Below are 17,508 nucleotides of genomic sequence, written 5' to 3'. Positions count from 1 at the left end.
AATCCCTACGCAACGTGTAACACTGCACTCCGTAACGGACATTGACTCTTCGCAGTCTCTTGACCCGACGGAGGACCGTGCACGCCGACATGAACGACTCGGACGTCCTCGGCCGTGCGCGGTCGGGGGACGAGCGGGCGTTCCTGGCCTTGTATCGGGCAGCGCAGCCGGGCCTGCTGCGTTACCTCACCGTGCTGGTGGGGGAGGGCGCGGCCGAGCTGATCGCGAAGCAGACCTGGGATCAGGTCGGTGACGGGCTGGCGGACTTCACCGGCACCCTGGACGGTTTCCTCGAGTGGGTGGCCGGGATCGGCCGCGCCATCGCGCACCAGCACCTCGCCGCCGTACCGGAGCAGTCGCCGTCGATCGAGGGCGCAGGCCCTACCCCGCCCCGAACCACCCGGGCGCTGCAGATCATCGCCGAGCTGCCCCGCGACGAGGCCGAGGCGGTGGCCCTGCAATCCGTGATGGGGCTGGACGAGACCGGGGCCGCCTCGGTACTCGGCATGCGTCGCGGCGCCGTCCGCCGGGCAGCCATGCGCGGGCTGCGCGCGCTCGCCCGGCGCCTCGATCCCGTGATGGAACGATCCGCGGCGAGCGACACCGTCGCCCCCGTGGTGCGCAATCTGCGGGTCATGCCCGGTGTGCCGTCGGCCGAGGCCCAACTCCGCCCGGCACGTGTCGAACTCGAGATCGGTCAGGGAATCGAGGTGTCCTCGTGAGCATCAGTTTCCCCGGTCAACGCCGACCGTCGAGTGGTGCGGCCACGGCAGGCGGAGTGGTGCTGATGCACCCCACGGCAACCCGGGTGGTGGATGGCCCCTCCGGGCGGCGGATCCTCGAAGGGCTGGCTCCCTACGGTGCCGGTTACGACGGACTGGTCAGCGTGCTCGCCGACGCCTGCGCCCCGGCGTCCGCTCTGGAGCTGCGCGGCGAGAGCGCTGCGTTGGAGGCCTTCCATGCCGCTGCGATGCGTCGGGTGCGCGCTGCCGCACCGGTGCGGCATCGGCGTCGCCGCGTCCCGGCCGCGCGGTGGTCCCTGGCCGATCTGGCCACCGTGATGACGGGCACCTCCCGGCCACCGGTGCCCGCTCGTCGGGCAGCCCCGGAGGTCTCGGTCGGCCCGGTGATCGGGTCGGTGCTCGCGACCGCGGCCTGCGCCGCCCTGGCCGCCTTCGTCTACACCGTCAACGCCGGGGCGGCGTCCCCGGGTGGGCAGGGCCCGTTCCGCCCGGCAGGGGTGAGCGCGCGCAGCCAGTCCGGGTCGGCACCGAAGGCGTCGGCGGCCGACGCACTGCCGCAGGAGCCGGGCCGCGGATCGGCAGCCGAGAGATCGCAGCCCGGATCCGGATCCAGATCTGGTGCCGGATCTGGTGCCGGCTCGCCGACTGGCACACCCGCTGTCGTCGAGACGGCGGGTGCCGACGTCCCGCAGGGCCCGGAGGCCGCCCAGGAGCGGCTGGCTCCGGTCACCAGCCCCCCGACGTCTGCGGACCCGTCGTCACCCTCGGAGCCGGCTCGGGACCCCTCGACGGAGCACACAACCCAGTCTCCGTCCTCGAACAGCACCAAGGCCACCTCGGGTCGCCGGAGCACGGGGCATCCGAGGACCAAGGCGCCGTCTGCGTCGGGCTCCTCGCAGATCAAGGGCAACCCGCCGCGGCGGACGCCCACCCGCAGGAAGGCCTCGGTCCCGGAGTCGGCCCGAGGCTCGTCCACCTCGTCCCAGACCATGGACACATCGGGCGTCGGCGGCCTCGCGCAGCTGGCCGGTGCCCCGGGTGATGACGTGAGCGCCGCCGGTCACCTCACGGTGCCGCCCGGGACGTCGCTCCTGAGTATCTCGTCGAGCGACGAGTGCCGGGCCTGGCAGCTGCTGCGCGGACCCTTCCGGGTGCCCGTCCCGGTGGGTGCGCCCTCGATCCGCGGCCTCGGTCCGCTGGTGGTGGGCCGTGACGCCGAGCTGATCGACCTGCTGTGCAGCGATCTGTTGCTGCGGACCCACTGAGCAGCGCGCCGAGACGGCTCACAGCCGCCGGGGCCGGGGCCACAGCCGGGCCAGGACGACGCCGTGCACGGCCTCGTCGTGCAGGGTGCCGACCAGCCAGGAGTCGACGCCCTCGGCCGGGTTGTCCCGCTCGACCCACCAGCCGTCGTCCCGGCGGTTCGTGAGGCGCTTGACGGCGATCGGGCGCCCACCGCCCAGGTCGACCAGGGCCAGGCGTGTCACGGCGGCGCCGGACCGGCCGCGGCGCACCAGCAGGATGTCGCCCGGACTCAGGGTCGGCTGCATGGAACGACCGCTCACCCGCACCAGGAACCACACAGCGCCGATTCTGCGCCCTGCAGAGCGTGAAACCGAGTTCGTGGCACGGTTACGGTGAGCCCATGCTCGCTGCGTACGCCGCCCGGATCTCGCCCGACGACCCCTTGTCCGGCCTGGAGGTCGGCTCCCGGCCCGACCCCGAGGTACCCGAGGGCTGGGCGCGGGTGCGGATCAAGGCCACCAGCCTGAACCACCATGACCTCTGGAGCCTGCGCGGGGTCGGCCTGGGTGAGAAGGCCCTGCCGATGATCCTGGGCTGCGATGCGGCGGGGCTGGACGAGGACGGCAACGAGGTCGTCGTCCACTCGATCATCGGCGACCCCGACTACCGGGGCGATGAGACCATGGACCCTCGCAGATCGATTCTCTCCGAACGGTTTCAAGGCACCTTCGCCGACCAGGTGGTGGTGCCGCGGCGCAACCTGCTGCCCAAGCCGGCCGAGCTGTCGTTCGAGGACGCCGCGTGCCTGCCCACGGCCTGGCTGACGGCCTACCGGATGCTGTTCACCCAGGCCGGGTTGACTCCGGGGGCGACGGTGCTGGTGCAGGGGGCGGGTGGGGGCGTCTCGACCGCGCTGATCGTGCTCGGCCGCGCTGCCGGGTACCGGGTGTGGGTCACCAGCCGGGACGGCGCCAAGCGGGAGCGGGCGGTCGAGCTCGGGGCGGATGCCGTGTTCGAGAACGGAGCTCGGTTGCCCGAACGGGTGGACGCCGTGATGGAGACCGTCGGCGCGGCCACCTGGTCGCATTCATTGCGTTCGCTGAAACAAGGTGGTGCCGTGGTGATCTCGGGCGCGACCTCCGGACCGAACCCGACCGCCACGGAGCTGAACCGCATCTTCTTCCTGCAGCTGAAGGTGATCGGTTCGACCATGGGCACCCGCGAGGAACTCGAGCGCTTGATGCAGTTCTGCCGGACGACCGGCGTGCGTCCGGTGATCGACACCGTGCTGCCGTTGGAGGAGGCCCACGCGGGCTTCGCCAAGCTGGCCCAGGGCGACGTGATGGGCAAGATCGTGTTCACCCGTCCTCGGTGAGCCCCTGGGCATCCCACCCGTTCCGCTGGCTGGTCGTCGGGCGCACCGTCGACGCGTTCGGCAACGCGATCGGCCCGGTGGCGTTGGCCTTCGCCGTGTTGCGGCTCGGCGGCTCGGCTACCCAACTCGGCCTGGTCATGGCGGTGTACGCCGGGCTGGACGTGGTGACCAGCCTGGCCGCCGGGGTGCTCGGGGACCGCTGGTCGCGGCGGGCACTGATGGTCTGGACCTCGGCATTGCTCGCCGTCGTCCAGGGTGCGGTCGCCGTGACCTGGCTGCTCGGCAGGGCGAGCATCGGGCTGTTGGGTGTCGCGGCCGCGGGCACGGCCGTGTTGTCCGCGCTGCGGACGCCGTCGGCCGAGGCCATCCTCTCGCAGACGGTTCCGCGCGAGGCGTTGCCCACCGCGATCACCTGGCGCCGGCTGGCAGCGAACACCGCCCTGACCGCGGGGTTCGCGGTCGGCGGCATCCTGGTGGCGGTGCTCGGCCCGGGCTGGGCGATCGCCGTCGACGCCCTCACCTTCGTGATCGCCGCCGGCTGCTATGCCCAGGTCCGGGTGGGCCGATGGCACACCTCGGGGGAGCAGACCGGAGGCGAGCCCGCCTCGGGCACGACGACGTCGATGCTGACCGAGCTGCGCGAGGGTTTCGCCGAGGTGTTCTCCCGCACCTGGCTGTGGTTGATGCTGCTGCAGGCGATGATCTACCACCTGCTCTACGGCGGGGTGCAGGGCGTGCTCGGCCCGCTCGTCGTCCGTCGTGATCACGGCGAGGCCACCTGGGGCTGGGCCATGGCGGCGCTCATGGCCGGGTTCATCCTGGGCGGCCTGGTGTGTCTTCGCTACCGGCCGCGACGGCTGTTGCTGACCGGCACGCTGTTCCTGGCGGGCACGGCGGCGTTCCCGCTCGCGTTGGCACTGCCGGCGGACGGCGCCGTCGGCGTTGCGGTGATCATCGTGGGGGCGTTCGGACACGGGTTCGGGCTCGAGGTGTTCAGCGTGCAGTGGGACACCGCGATCCAGACCCGCGTGCCGCCGGACAAGCTCGCCCGCGTGATGTCGCTGGACGCCGTCGGCTCGTTCGTGATGCGACCGATCGGGCTCGCCGTGACCGGGCCGATCTCGGCGCTGGTCGGGGTGCGCAGCTGGCTGCTGGTGGTCGCAGCGGTGATGTTCGTGGTGGACGTCGCGCCGGTGGCTGCACCGTCGGTGCGTGACCTGACCCGCACCTGAGCCCAACCCGAAGCCCAACCCGAAGCCCGAGCTGAAGCCCGAGTCGGATCGACGACCGCCCGTCAGGCCTCGGGCAGCCCCAGGAACCGGTTCCAGCCGCCGTGCAGCACCAACCAGGCGATCAGGCCGTAGCCGGCCTGTCCGGGGTGGCGGCCGTCGCCGGCGGCAAGGTCGGTCAGCCAGTCCTCGTGCGCGACCAGGGGGGTGAAGGTGTCGATGTAGGGCACCCGGCGACGCAGGCAGACGTCGGCGAAAGCCCCTGAGAGCTCACCGATCCGCGAGTTCAGCCGCTCGTCCGGGCCGGGTGGCGGCCCCACCACGACCGCCTGCAGCGGACGGGCCGCGCACTCGTCGAGCATGTTGGCCAGGTTCAGCCGAGAGCGCGGCAACGACACCAGCTGGTAGACGTCCTCACGACCCAGGCCGATCACCAAACGGCAGTCCTCGGGATCGAGGCCGTTGAAACGCCGGGCGCTCTCCTCACGCCACCGGGACACCAGGTCGGCACTCGTCTCGCCGGGCACCCCGAGCGGGAACAACGAGACCAGGGCCTCGGCGCGCGGCGTCCGGGCACCGACCCGGCCCACCCAACCGAGCGATCGCGGGTCGCCGATCCCGGCCACCAGTGCGTCACCCACGACACACACCCGCAGCTCGCGCACCCGGACCCGCTCCGTCATCTCGTCCCAGGCACTGAGCTCCAGACCCTCACCCGGAGTCGCCTCCGGCGTCGACGCCTGCGTCATGACCGGCCACCCCCGTCCATCGTCGGTCAGTCCTCGTCGTCCAGGCGGGCCAGCCAGGTGGCCAGCCGCTCCACCGGTACCTCGAACTCGGGATGCTCGTCCACGAACTCCCGCAGCCGCCCGGCCAGCCAGGCGAGGGTGACCTGCTCCTCGCCCCGGCGGTGGTCGAGTTCCTCGATGCCCCGATCGGTGAAGTACACCCGGTCATTCTCACGCGGCCGGGCTGCCACGCCGTCCCAGACGCGCGGGTGCGCCACGGGAGCGCGCCGGGCGGTCGCGGTGTCCCTGCGAGTGCGGTCACTTCCGACCGATGACAACGATGTCATGCCATGAAACTGACCGCAGACAGGCTGGAAGTGACCGCACAAGCACGGAAGTGACCGCACAAGCACGGAAGTGACCGCACAAGCACGGAAGTGACCGCACAAGCACGGAAGTGACCGCACAAGCACGGAGGCCACCGTCCCGAGCTGGAGTCAGCCCAACCGAGGGCCCGCCGAGCTGACTGCTGCCGAGGTGACCGCCTGCCCGCCGGGCGAGACAGGCGGTCATCCCCGTCAGCGATCGAAGGCCTGCGCGATCAGCGTCGCCTGTTCGGCCGCGTGCTTCTTGGTCGAGCCGGCTGCCGGCGAGGCCGCCGCCGGACGCGACACCCGAAGCAGCGGACGCCCGTCCAGGTACTCGGGCAGGTTCAGCGCGATGAACGGCCACGGACCCTGGTTGGCGGGCTCGTCCTGTACCCAGACCAGCTGTGCGTTCGGGTACGGCTCGAGCGCGGCCAGCACGCCCTCGGCGTCCAGCGGGTAGAGCTGTTCCAGCCGGACGATCGCGGTCTTGTCGTCCTGCCGCTTGGTGCGCTCGGCCACCAGGTCCCAGTAGACCTTGCCCGAGCACAGCATCACCCGGTCGACGTCGCCGAGGCGGGTCGCCTCGGGGATCACCGGGCGGAACTTGCCCTGGGTGAAGTCGTCGACGCCCGAGACCGCGAGCTTGTGGCGCAGCATCGACTTGGGCGTGAAGACGATCAGCGGACGGCGCGGGCGAGCGTAGGCCTGCCGACGCAGCAGGTGGAAGTGCGAGGCCGGGGTGGTCGGCTGGGCCACGGTCATGTTGTGCTCGGCGCACATCTGCAGATACCGCTCGATGCGCGCCGAGGAGTGGTCCGGCCCCTGGCCCTCGTAGCCGTGCGGCAACAGCAACACGACCGACGAGCGCTGCGCCCACTTCTGTTCCGAGGAGGAGATGAACTCGTCGATGATCGTCTGCGCCCCGTCGGCGAAGTCACCGAACTGGGCCTCCCACACCACGAGGGCGTCCGGACGCTCCACCGAGTAGCCGTACTCGAAGCCCATCGCTGCGTACTCGCTCAACAGCGAGTCGTAGATCCAGAGCTTGCCCTGATCGGCGGACAGGTTGGCCAGCGGGGTCCACTCGGCCGCCGTCACCCGGTCGGTCAACACCGCGTGGCGCTGGACGAAGGTGCCGCGTCGGCTGTCCTGGCCGGCCATCCGGATCGAGGTTCCCTCGAGCAGCAGCGACCCCAGCGAGAGCACCTCGCCGAAGCCCCAGTCGATGCCACCCTCGCTGGCCATCGCCGCACGGCGGTCCTGCAACGGCTTGAGCTTCGGGTGAATGGTGAAACCGTCCGGCGGGCTGACGTGCGCGTCGCCGATCCGCTTGAGCACCGAGGAGTCGACCGCGGTCTCGGGGTCGGGTCCACCGCGTCCGCCGACCGGGGCGTCCTGGCGCTGGGCAGCCGGCAGGTCCAGGCCTGCGGTGACCGGCGATCCGGACGGCGGCAGCGCAGCCGAGGCGGCCACGCTCTCGCGGGTCTCGGCGAAGACGCGCTCGAGCTGCTCCTGGTAGTCACGCAGTGCGCGCTCGGCGTCCTCGACCGTGATGTCGCCACGACCGATCAGGGCCTCGGTGTACAGCTTGCGGACGCTGCGCTTGGCCTCGATCAGGGCGTACATCAGCGGCTGGGTCATCGAGGGGTCGTCACCCTCGTTGTGACCACGGCGCCGGTAGCAGACCATGTCGATCACGACGTCCTTGTCGAACGCCATGCGGAACTCGAAGGCCAGCCGCGCCACCCGCACGCAGGCCTCGGGGTCGTCGCCGTTCACGTGGAAGATCGGCGCCTGGATCATGCGCGCGGCGTCCGTGCAGTACACCGTCGAGCGCGACGAGGTCGGCGCGGTGGTGAAGCCGACCTGGTTGTTGATGACGACGTGGATCGTGCCGCCGGTGCGGTAGCCCCGCAGCTGCGACAGGTTCAGCGTCTCGGTCACCACGCCCTGGCCGGCGAACGCGGCATCACCGTGCATCAACACGGGCAGCACCGAGAAGAAGGCCGCACCGCGGTTGAGCCGGTCCTGCTTGGCACGCACGATGCCCTCGAGGACGGGGTTGACCGCCTCCAGGTGTGAGGGGTTGGCCGCCAGGTAGACCTGCGTGGTGTCGCCGGACTCACTGGTGAACGTGCCCTCGGTGCCCAGGTGGTACTTCACGTCGCCGGAACCCTGCACCGACTTGGGGTCCTGGGTGCCCTCGAACTCGCGGAAGATCTGGCCGTAGCTCTTGCCGGCGATGTTGGCCAGCACGTTGAGCCGGCCGCGGTGCGGCATGCCGATGCAGACCTCGTCGAGGTTGGCCCGGGCGGACTCGCTCAGGACGGCGTCCAGCAGCGGGATGACGCTCTCGCCACCCTCGAGGCTGAACCGCTTCTGACCGACGAACTTGGTCTGCAGGAAGGTCTCGAACGCCTCGGCCGCATTGAGCCGGCGCAGGATGCGCAACTGCTCGTCGCTGGACGGCTTGGCGTAGGGGTGCTCGATCCGGTCCTGGATCCACTCCCGCTGGTCGGGGTCCTGGATGTGCATGTACTCGACACCGACGGTGCGGCAGTAGGAGTCACGCAGCACGCCCAGGATGTGGCGCAGCTTCATCACCGGCTTGCCCCCGAACCCGCCGGTGGGGAACTCGCGGTCGAGGTCCCACAGGGTCAGGCCGTGGTTGGTGATGTCGAGGTCGTGGTGGCGGCGCTGCTTGTACTCGAGCGGATCGGTGTCGGCCATCAGGTGCCCGCGCACCCGGTAGGCGTGGATCAGCTCTTGTACCCGCGAGGTCTTGTTGATCTGGTCTTCGTGCTCGATCGAGATGTCCTGCACCCAGCGGATCGGCTCGTAGGGCAGTCGCAGCGAGTGGAAGATGCGGTCGTAGAACCCGTCCCCGCCGAGCAGCTTGCCGTGGATCTGGCGCAGGAAGTCACCCGACTGTGCGCCCTGGATGATCCGGTGGTCGTAGGTCGAGGTCAGGGTCATGATCTTGCTGACCGCCAGTCGAGCCAGGGTGTCCTCGGAGGCACCCTGGTACTCGGCCGGGTACTCCATCGCGCCGACGCCGATGATCGCGCCCTGGCCCTTCATCAACCGGGGCACCGAGTGCACCGTGCCGATGGTGCCCGGGTTGGTCAGGCTGATCGTGGTGCCGGCGAAGTCGTCGGCGGTGAGCTTGTTGTTGCGCGCCCGCCGGACGACGTCCTCGTAGGCCGCCCAGAACTGGGCGAAGTCCATGGTCTCGCAGTGCTTGATGGCCGGCACCAACAGCGACCGCGAACCGTCCGGCTTGGCCAGGTCGATGGCGATGCCGAGGTTGACGTGCGACGGCTTGAGCAGCGTCGGCTTGCCCGCCTCGTCGGTGGCGAAGTTGTAGTTCATCTCCGGCATCGCGGCCAGGGCCTCGACCAGGGCGAACCCGATGAGGTGGGTGAACGACACCTTGCCGCCGCGAGAGCGCGACAGGTGGTTGTTGATCACGATCCGGTTGTCGATCAACAGCTTCGCCGGGACGGCGCGCACGCTGGTCGCCGTCGGGACGCCGAGGCTGGCCTCCATGTTCTGGGCCACCCGAGCCGCCGGACCCTTGATCTTCACCTCGTCGATCTCGACCGAGGTCGGTCGAGGTGCCGGCGTATCGGCCGGGTCACGGGGAATCTGTTGCGGGGCGCGTGGGCTCACCGGCGCTGCTGCGGGTGCCGCCGCGGCCGGAGGAGTGGGCGCAGCAGGAGCAGCGGGAGCGGCGACGGCCGCCGAGGCGACCGACGCCGCGGGGACGCCGTGCTGCTCGCCGGCACCGCGGTGACCTTGCGGCATGTCGGACGGGGTGTAGTCCGCGAAGAACTCCCACCAGGTGGGGTCGACCGAGTTCCGGTCGGCCAGGTATTGCTGATACAGCTCATCGACCAGCCACTGGTTCGGGCCGAAGGCAGCAGCATGCTCGGGGGAGGGGTTCGGGGTCACGGGGTGCCTACTTCCGTGCTCGGCAGAAGACGTCATCGGCTCGAACTCACACTAGCTGTTGCTGTCGCGCTCTCCGGCACGGTGCTGTGAGCCGGACGACAAAAGATGGGCCTCGCGCGACGAGCGGGGGCTCGACGGCGCGCTCACGCGCCGAGAACGCACCGAGAGATGACAGCGCTGGTGGGCCAGACTGTGCCGGTGCGCTTTCTCGACGACAATCGTCCGGTAACCGATCTGACGTACTCCGACGTCTTCCTCGTGCCGAATCGGTCCACCGTGACCTCACGGCTCGACGTCGACCTGTCCGCCCGGGACGGCACCGGCGCGACCATCCCCCTGGTGGTGGCCAACATGACCGCGGTCGCGGGCCGGCGGATGGCCGAGACCGTCGCGCGGCGCGGTGCCCTGGCGATCCTGCCGCAGGACATCCCGCTCGACGTCGTGGCCGACGTGGTCTCGACGGTCAAGTCGCGTCACCCGGTGCTCGAGACCGCGGTGACGCTCGGTCCGGACAGCACCGTCATCGATGCGTTGCACCTGATCCCCAAGCGAGCGCACGGTGCGCTGGTGGTGCTGGACGCCGATGAGCGCCCGCTCGGTGTGGTGACCGAGGGCGACTGCCGGGGCGTCGACCGCTTCACCCAGCTGCACCAGGTGATGACGCCCGATCCGCTGACCCTGGCCCAGGCCGATCTGGAGCGGCCCGACGGGTTGCGCGTGGCCTACGACGCCCTGGACGCCGCGCGTCGCAAGTTCGCGCCCGTCCTGGATGCCCAGGGTCGTCTCGCCGGGGTACTCACCCGGGTGGGGGCGCTGCGGTCGGCGCTGTACCGCCCCGCTCTGGACGACCGGGGCCGGTTGCGGGTGGGCGTGGCCATCGGCATCAACGGGGACGTCGCGGCCAAGGCGCAGGCCGTGCTCGCCACGGGTGCCGACGTCCTGGTCGTCGACACCGCCCACGGTCACCAGGCCAAGATGCTCGACGTCCTGAGCCAGGTGCGCGCCGTGATGACCGCCGCCGGGAGGTCGGTGCCGCTGGTCGCCGGCAACGTGGTGAGCGCGGACGGCGTCCGCGACCTGATCTCGGCCGGCGCCGACATCGTCAAGGTGGGCGTGGGCCCGGGCGCCATGTGCACCACGCGCATGATGACCGCCGTCGGCCGGCCGCAGTTCTCGGCGGTGCTCGAGTGCGCCGAGGCGGCCCGCGCGCTGGGCCGTCACGTCTGGGCGGACGGCGGTGTGCGCTACCCGCGGGACGTCGCGCTGGCGTTGGCGGCCGGGGCCAGCCAGGTGATGGTCGGCTCGTGGTTCGCCGGCACCTACGAGAGCCCCGGCGACCTGATGCTCGACGAGCAGGGACGGCCGTACAAGGAGAGCTACGGCATGGCCTCGGCGCGGGCGGTCGCGGCCCGCACCCAGGCCGACAATCCGTTCGATCGAGCCCGCAAGGCGCTGTTCGAGGAGGGCATCTCGAGTTCGCGGATGCACCTCGACCCGCGCCGGGGCGGGGTGGAGGACCTGATCGACCAGGTCACCACCGGCCTGCGCAGCGCCGCCACCTACGTCGGGGCGACCGACCTGGAGCAGTTCCACGAGCACGCGGTGGTCGGCGTCCAGTCGCGGGCCGGATTCGAGGAGGGACGGCCGTTGCCGGCCGGATGGTGAGCGAGTACCCCCGGTCGTCGCCGGTAGAGTTGACCCCGTGAGCGCCTGGTTGTTCCTCGGCGTGGGCGTGATCCTCACCCTCGGCACCGCGGTGTTCGTCGCGGCCGAGTTCTCCCTGGTCAGTCTGGACCGCCCCGCCGTGGAGCGGGCCGTGGCGGGCGGGGACACCCGGGCGAACGGGGTGCTGACCGCGATGCGGTCGCTGTCCACCCAGTTGTCCGGGGCGCAGGTGGGGATCACGATCACCACCCTCATCGTGGGTTATCTGGTCGAGCCGTCGCTGGCGCAGCTGCTCGAGCCCCCGCTGGTCTCGCTGGGGTTGTCCGAGGACGCCGCCGCGCCCGTCGCGGTCGGCCTGGGCCTGTTCCTGGCCACGGTGTTCTCGATGGTGGTCGGCGAACTGCTGCCGCAGAACCTGGGCATCTCCGTGCCGCTGGCGACCGCCAAGGTGGTGGCCGGCCCGCAGCGTGCGTTCACCCGCGCCGTCCTGCCGTTGATCACGCTGCTCAACGGCAGCGCCAACCGGTTCCTGCGAGGGTTGGGGATCGAGCCGACCGAAGAGCTCTCGGCCGGGCGGACGCCGGACGAACTGGCCGCACTGGTGCGGCGCAGCGCCGAGGCGGGCACCCTCGATGAACAGACCGCCATCCTGCTCACGCGCTCGCTCGACTTCAGCGCCCACACCGCCGACGACGTGATGACCCCGCGCGTGCGGGTGGTGACGATCGAGCGTGACGAGACCGCTGCCGATGTGATCGCCCTGGCGCGGCGGACCGGGTTGTCCCGATTCCCGGTGGAGGGCGAGGGGATCGACGATCTGGTCGGCGTGGTGCACGTGAAGTCCGCGGTGGCCGTGCCGCGGGAGCGTCGCACCGAGGTGTCGGTGGCCGCCCTGGTGAGCGAGGTGCTGCGGGTGCCCGAGACGCTGCGGCTCGATCCGTTGCTGCTCACGTTGCGCCAGCAGGGCATGCAGCTGGCCGTGGTGGAGGACGAGTACGGCGGCACCGCGGGCATCGTCACCCTCGAGGACGTCATCGAGGAGATCGTCGGTGAGGTCTCCGACGAGCACGACCGGGCGCGTAACCAGGTCGTGCGGCGCATCGACGGCAGCTACCTGCTGCCCGGGCTGATGCGCCCCGACGAGGTGGCCGAGTCGATCGGCCTGCAGGTGCCCGAGGACCCCGCGTACGAGACCATCGCCGGCTTCCTGATGGCCCGGTTGGGCCGGCTGCCCCAGGCGGGCGACGTGGTGCGACTGCCCGGGGCCGAACTGAGCGTGGAACGCATGGACCGGCGCCGGGTCGACCGGGTTCGCGTGGTGGCGGTACCGCTGGCGATCGACGCTGTGCCGGACGCCGGGGGTGAGCGCGGGTGAGTGCCTCCGGTTCGCTGTTGCTCGCGGTGGTGCTGTTGCTGCTCAATGCGTTCTTCGTCGGGGCCGAGTTCGCGGTGATCTCGGCTCGTCGCAGCCAGGTGGAGCCACTGGCCGAGGCCGGCCGGCGGGGCGCCCGGACGGCGTTGTGGGCCATGGAGAACGTCTCGCTGATGTTGGCGGCGGCCCAGCTCGGCATCACCATCTGTTCGCTCGGTCTGGGGGCGGTGGCCGAGCCGGCCGTGGCCCACCTGCTGGTGGGTCCGTTCCATGCGGTGGGCCTGCCCGACGGGCTGGTCCACCCGGTGGCGTTCACGGTGGCGCTGGCGGTGGTGGTCTATCTGCACGTGGTGGTGGGGGAGATGATCCCCAAGAACCTCGCGTTGGCGGCGCCCGAACGGGCGGCGCTGACCCTCGCCCCGGCCCTGGTGATCTCGGCGCGGGCGGTGTCCTGGCTGATCCGGGCGCTGCGCGCGGTGACCAACCTGCTGCTACGGGCACTGCACGTCGAGCCCAAGGAGGAGCTCACCAGCGCGTTCACCGCCGAGGAGGTGCACGCCATCGTCACGGAGTCGCGCAAGGAGGGACTGCTCGAGCCCGGGCACGACCTGCTCGGCGGGGCGCTCACCCTGGCTCAGCGGCGGGCCGTCGACGTGATGGTCCCGCGGGAGCGGATGGTCACCCTGGACGCCACCGACACCCCGCAGGACGTCGAGCGGCTGGTGGCGCAAACCGGGTTCAGCCGGTTCCCGGTCCTGGGCGCCGGCGGACCCTCCGGCCCGGCGGAGCTCGTGGGCTACCTGCATCTGAAGGACCTGCTCGACATCGACGACGAGCAGTACGCCGAGCGGTTGCCCGGTGAGCGCGTGCGCCCGCTGGCCTCGGTGGCGTCGGGCGACGACATGGACGACGTGTTGTCCGCTCTGCAGCGTTCCTCGGCGCATCTGGCACGGGTCGATCAGGAGGGCGCCACGGTGGGTGTCGTCTTTCTCGAGGACGTGTTGGAAGAGCTCGTGGGAGAGGTTCGAGACGCCACCCAGCGTTCCGGGACGCTCTGGCAATCGGCCCGGGCCGCCCACGGTGTGTGATCGGGGCCACAGCTCGATGGTGCAGCTCACGCAGGATTTCCGGCCAAATTGCCGTGGCGCTGTGACTACGGACAGTGCTCGAGTGTCAGTTACTCTGTGTAGTCAACTTTCGACGTGTGGTGTATGTCGCGTTAAGGGAATGACATGACGCGCCCAAGACCCGCCACGAAACTTGCTATCCGTCGTGATCAGCCAGTTATATGGCGGGCGGAACCCGGTTGAGCATCCGGTTTCTTCGGGGGAAACGGCAGTATCCAGATTGCCCGTGAGTACTCAGATCCTCTGAGTGCACCGACGTGGAGGCCCATCTCGTGCCGTCGCAGACCCTCGGCGCTCCGCCGGTCTCCCGGCGTCGGCAGCGCATGGCAGCGCCGGTCGAAGGTTCTCTGTTCATCCCCCAGCAGCTCACCAGCCTCCCGCCCGGAGTGGTCGACACCCGTCCCCCCGGCCTGCGGGTGATCGACATCCGCGATGGTGTTCAGCTGCGTGACGGCGTCCTCGATTCACGTCCGCACGGTCTGCAGGTGTTGGTCGACACCCCGCCGAGCCCGTTCGAGGCTCCCGAGCGGTGGTGGGACGACCCCGCGGCGTTGACGACCGCCGAGATCGCCGCCGTGACCGAGGCGATCGACTTCACCGGCGAACTGGCCGTCCTGCTGGACGAGGCCGCCGCGGCCGCTGCGCCGATCGGTGAGGTGCCGGTCGAGCGCAGGGTGACCAAGCCCTCGCCGTACCTTCGTCGCTCGGAGTTGCGCCGCCGCGAGGCCTCGCGGTCGCGGCGATCCCCGCGCGGGTCCGGTTCGTTGAGCGTTCCGCAGATCGGCATCGCCAGTGCGCTGGGTCTGGCCACCATCGCCGCCCCGCTCTCCGGCTCGCTGAGCGCGCCGCTGCAGGCCGGGGCCAACCGGATCGGGTCGGCGGCGGTCAACGCTCTTGCTGCCGCCCCGCCGGCTGCGGTGGCGGCTCCCTTCCCCAAGGTCGGCCCTGGTCCGGTCAACGGGGTCGAAGAGTCCCGGCTCGTGGTCGATGACAGCCGGTTGGACTCGATTCCCTCTGCTCTGGCCGCCCCCGGTCGGGTCTTGGTCGGTCGAGCCTCACGCGGTGGCTCGGATCGTGCCGTGCTCCCCGGGTGCGACGGCCTGGTGTCCAAGGCCGGCCTGGAGGCCGCCAACGGCAAGTTGCCGGCGTCCTCGTTGTGCACGTTGTGGAACCGCAACGAGAAGCTCCGCGCGGACGCCGCCGTGGCCTTCGCCAAGATGAACGTCGCCTACCGGCAGGCGTTCGCTCGCGACATCTGCATCGTCGACGGGTACCGCACGCTGTCCGAGCAGTATGCGATCAAGTCGCTGCGGCCGGGCTACGCCGCGACCCCGGGCACCAGCGAGCACGGCAAGGGTCTGGCCGTCGACCTGTGCGGCGGGTCCGGCGTCGCCAACACGTCGACCTTCACGTGGCTGCGCGCCAATGCCGGTCGGTACGGCTGGGTCAACCCCGACTGGGCCGAACCAGGGGGCAGCGGCGCCTACGAGCCGTGGCACTGGGAGTACGCCGACGGCGAGGGCAGTGCTGCCGGTCAGGACGACGACTGAGCCACCGGTCACCACCCTCGGTGATCATGCAATCCGTGCCCAAACCCCCCGTGATCATGTAATCCGTGCACGAAACGTGCACGGATTACATGATCACGGGGGGGGTTGTTACCGAGGGGTTCGTTGGAGGACCAGGCCGGGGCGTTCGGCCCGCAGGGTGGCCATACCCCCGGACAACGAGCGGACATCGTCGAACCCGTTCTGCCGCAACACACGCAGCGCCAGGTAGGACCGGAACCCGGACGCGCAGTACACCTTGAGCGGGCGTCCTCGCGGTACCTCGTCGAGTCGGTCACGCAGTGCGGTGTGGGCGATGTTGAGTGCCCCGGGCAGATGCCCTCGGGCGAACTCACCGGGGGAGCGGACGTCGAGCAGGACCGCCTGCTGCGACGTCTCGTCGGCGGAGTCGAGGTCGGCCGCATGCCACACGGCCAGGTCGCCGTCCAGGATGTTGCTCGCCATGAACCCGGCCATGTTGACCGGGTCCTTCGCCGACCCGAACGGGGGCGCGTAGGCGAGCTCCAACTCGGCCAGGTCCCGCACGGTGAGCCCGCCTCGGATCGCGGTGGCGATGACGTCGATCCGCTTGTCCACGCCCTCGGCGCCGGTGGCCTGCGCGCCCAGGATGGTGCCGTCGGGGGCGAAGATCAGCTTGAGGTGGATCGCGTGGGCGCCGGGGTAGTACCCGGCGTGATGACCGGGGTGCAGGTGGATCGCGTGGTGGGCGATGCCGGCCGCCCGCAACGCCTTCTCGGGGCGCCCGGTGGTGGCGGCGACGACGTCGAAGGCGCGCACGATCGCCGTCCCGAGCACGGGCATTCTCACCCCGGTACGTCCCAACAGGTGGTTGGCCGCCGCCCGACCCTGTCGGTTCGCCGGGCCGGCGAGGGGCACCACGGCGGGCTGACCGGTGATCGCATCGATCACCTCGATGGCGTCCCCGACCGCGTAGACGTGCTCGGCGCTGGTGAGCAGGTGCTCGTCGACCCGGACGGCGCCGCGTTCGTTGAGTGCCAGGCCGGCGGCGCGCGCCAGCGAGGACTCGGGCCGGACCCCCACGGCCAGCAGGATCAGATCGGCCGGCAGTGAGGTGCCGTCCGACAGTTCGGCGCACGCCGCGCCGGCCGCGCTATCCGCGCCGTCCTGGCAGTCGCCGTCGTGGATGGCGGTGAGTGAGGTGGACACCCGCACGTCGACCCCGTGTCGGGTGAGTTCGCGCTGCACCGCCACGGCCATCTCGGGGTCCAGTGGGGGCAGCACCTGATCGGCCAGCTCGACCAGGGTGACGTCGAGCCCTCGATGGCGCAGTGCCTCGGCGGCCTCCAGCCCGATGAACCCTGCGCCGACCACCACCGCGCGCGTAGCGCCGTCCGCGACCATGGCGCGCAGCGCGTCGACGTCCGGCACGGTGCGCAGCACCTTCACGGTGGGGTGGTCCACGCCGGGCAGGGGCGGCACCACGGGGGCGGCTCCGGTCGAGAGCACCAGGGCGTCGTACGGCTCCTGATAGCTGCGGCCGGTGGCCCGCTCGACAACGGTGACCACCTGGGTGGCGGTGTCGATGCCGGTCACCTCGTGTCCGGTGCGCACGTCCAGGGCCAGGGCTGCGGCCAGGGACTGGGGCGTGTGCAGGAGCAACGCGTTCCGGTCGGTGATCTCCCCGGCGAGGTGGTAGGGCAACCCGCAGTTGGCGTAGGAGACGTACGGGTCGCGTTCCAGGACGACGATCTGGGCGGTCTCGGCCAAGCGGCGGGCGCGGGCGGCGAAGCTCATGCCGCCCGCGACACCACCGACGACGACGATCTTCACGATGTGATCCGCTCCCGCGGTGAGGGTTCGATGGTCAGCGGCAGGTACAGCGCTTGTCGCTGGGCACCTGCGCCAGGACCTGGTCGACGTGCATGCCGCACCCTGACCAGGTGATCTTACGGCAACGGGGGCAGACGGCGGGGCTGCACATGGGGCTACTCCTCAACGGTGTTCGACGGTCACTCCAGCATACCCCATGGGGTATGTGATGCTCGGGCGTGGCGGCCAGGAGCGCGCCGTTCAGTGCCAGGCGCCATCGACAGCGCCCCGGGCCTGTTCGAGGTGGACGGCGCGCCGCCCGGGCCGGACATCGGGTCAGAATCTCCCTGGCCCGCTGCAGCAC

At 70.8% G+C, this 17,508-nt stretch carries 13 protein-coding genes; 8 read left to right on the top strand and 5 right to left on the bottom strand.

The features are described 5' to 3' along the window. The first annotated feature begins 77 nt into the window (after positions 1-77). Both IPK24_23325 and IPK24_23320 read left to right on the top strand, forming a co-directional pair. Complete coding sequence (locus IPK24_23325) at positions 78-722, top strand: RNA polymerase sigma factor (protein ID MBK8078396.1); 645 nt, start codon at positions 78-80, stop codon at positions 720-722. Further along, positions 719-2,008, top strand: a complete 1,290-nt coding sequence (locus IPK24_23320) for a hypothetical protein (GenBank protein ID MBK8078395.1) — start codon at positions 719-721, stop codon at positions 2,006-2,008. Before IPK24_23325 ends, IPK24_23320 begins: the two co-directional genes overlap by 4 nt. 18 nt (positions 2,009-2,026) lie before the next feature. Here IPK24_23320 and IPK24_23315 read toward each other — a convergent pair whose 3' ends face one another. Next, positions 2,027-2,293 carry a peptidase S24 gene (locus IPK24_23315; GenBank protein MBK8078394.1) on the bottom strand — a complete coding sequence of 89 codons (267 nt, stop codon included), beginning with the start codon at positions 2,291-2,293 and terminating at the stop codon, positions 2,027-2,029. Between the two features lie 95 nt (positions 2,294-2,388). Between IPK24_23315 and IPK24_23310 the strand changes: the two genes are divergently transcribed. After that, a complete protein-coding gene (locus tag IPK24_23310) occupies positions 2,389-3,363 on the top strand; it encodes a zinc-binding dehydrogenase (GenBank protein MBK8078393.1) in 975 nt (324 codons plus the stop codon). Further along, positions 3,360-4,595, top strand: coding sequence for an MFS transporter (locus IPK24_23305; protein ID MBK8078392.1), 1,236 nt, complete (start codon positions 3,360-3,362; stop codon positions 4,593-4,595). Before IPK24_23310 ends, IPK24_23305 begins: the two co-directional genes overlap by 4 nt. 62 nt (positions 4,596-4,657) lie before the next feature. On the opposite strand, the gene IPK24_23300 is transcribed toward IPK24_23305, so the two are convergent. The 3 genes from IPK24_23300 to IPK24_23290 form a co-directional block, all read right to left on the bottom strand. Next, positions 4,658-5,275, bottom strand: a complete 618-nt coding sequence (locus IPK24_23300) for a lysophospholipase (protein ID MBK8078391.1) — start codon at positions 5,273-5,275, stop codon at positions 4,658-4,660. Between the two features lie 92 nt (positions 5,276-5,367). Then, entirely contained in the window at positions 5,368-5,541 is a 174-nt protein-coding gene (locus tag IPK24_23295; protein MBK8078390.1) for a hypothetical protein, read from the bottom strand. A gap of 357 nt (positions 5,542-5,898) precedes the next feature. Further along, entirely contained in the window at positions 5,899-9,678 is a 3,780-nt protein-coding gene (locus tag IPK24_23290; GenBank protein ID MBK8078389.1) for a multifunctional oxoglutarate decarboxylase/oxoglutarate dehydrogenase thiamine pyrophosphate-binding subunit/dihydrolipoyllysine-residue succinyltransferase subunit, read from the bottom strand. Positions 9,679-9,840: 162 nt separating this feature from the next. On the opposite strand from IPK24_23290, the gene IPK24_23285 reads away from it, so the two are divergent. From IPK24_23285 to IPK24_23270, 4 genes are all read left to right on the top strand, one after another. Continuing rightward, a complete protein-coding gene (locus IPK24_23285) occupies positions 9,841-11,307 on the top strand; it encodes a GuaB1 family IMP dehydrogenase-related protein (protein MBK8078388.1) in 1,467 nt (488 codons plus the stop codon). Between the two features lie 37 nt (positions 11,308-11,344). Then, positions 11,345-12,682 carry an HlyC/CorC family transporter gene (locus IPK24_23280; GenBank protein ID MBK8078387.1) on the top strand — a complete coding sequence of 446 codons (1,338 nt, stop codon included), beginning with the start codon at positions 11,345-11,347 and terminating at the stop codon, positions 12,680-12,682. Then, positions 12,679-13,767, top strand: a complete 1,089-nt coding sequence (locus IPK24_23275; protein ID MBK8078386.1) for an HlyC/CorC family transporter — start codon at positions 12,679-12,681, stop codon at positions 13,765-13,767. The genes IPK24_23280 and IPK24_23275 overlap by 4 nt, the downstream gene beginning before the upstream one ends. A gap of 296 nt (positions 13,768-14,063) precedes the next feature. Beyond that, positions 14,064-15,356 carry a D-alanyl-D-alanine carboxypeptidase family protein gene (locus tag IPK24_23270; GenBank protein ID MBK8078385.1) on the top strand — a complete coding sequence of 431 codons (1,293 nt, stop codon included), beginning with the start codon at positions 14,064-14,066 and terminating at the stop codon, positions 15,354-15,356. Between the two features lie 108 nt (positions 15,357-15,464). Here the strand turns inward: IPK24_23270 and IPK24_23265 are convergent, their stop codons facing one another. Then, positions 15,465-17,165, bottom strand: coding sequence for an FAD-dependent oxidoreductase (locus IPK24_23265; GenBank protein MBK8078384.1), 1,701 nt, complete (start codon positions 17,163-17,165; stop codon positions 15,465-15,467). Positions 17,166-17,508 lie beyond the last annotated feature (343 nt).

The organism is Kineosporiaceae bacterium (assembly GCA_016713225.1).
Taxonomy (GTDB): domain Bacteria; phylum Actinomycetota; class Actinomycetes; order Actinomycetales; family Kineosporiaceae; genus JADJPO01.
Note: the sequence above shows the minus strand (reverse complement) of the source record. Positions and strands in the feature narration are given on the sequence as shown.